At 59.2% G+C, this 316-nt stretch carries 1 protein-coding gene; it reads left to right on the top strand.

Translation table 11 applies throughout. From position 1 onward, the window contains the following. Nucleotides 1-101 precede the first annotated feature (101 nt). Nucleotides 102-316, top strand: a 215-nt coding sequence (locus AC0L3I_RS37055; protein WP_287182322.1) for a TCP-1/cpn60 chaperonin family protein, incomplete at its 3' end; no start/stop codon positions are given.

The raw sequence follows: 316 nt of genomic DNA, 5'->3' as shown, positions 1-316 counted from the left end.
ATCATGAAGGAATCCGACATCATGGGCATCATCGGCTGAATATCGGCCTCACCGTCACTTAAATCTTCGGGCTCAATCCAAGCCCCTGCCAGGAGCTAAAAATGGCTGCCAAAGACGTAAAATTCTCCCGCGACGCCCGTGAGCGCATGCTGCGCGGCGTCAACATCCTCGCCGACGCGGTCAAGGTCACGCTCGGCCCCAAGGGCCGCAACGTCGTCATCGACAAGTCGTTCGGCGCCCCGCGCATCACCAAGGACGGCGTCACCGTCGCCAAGGAAATCGAGCTTGAAGACAAGTTCGAGAACATGGGCGCGCA

Source organism: Mesorhizobium sp. WSM4840 (genome assembly GCF_055811755.1).
Note: the sequence above shows the minus strand (reverse complement) of the source record. Positions and strands in the feature narration are given on the sequence as shown.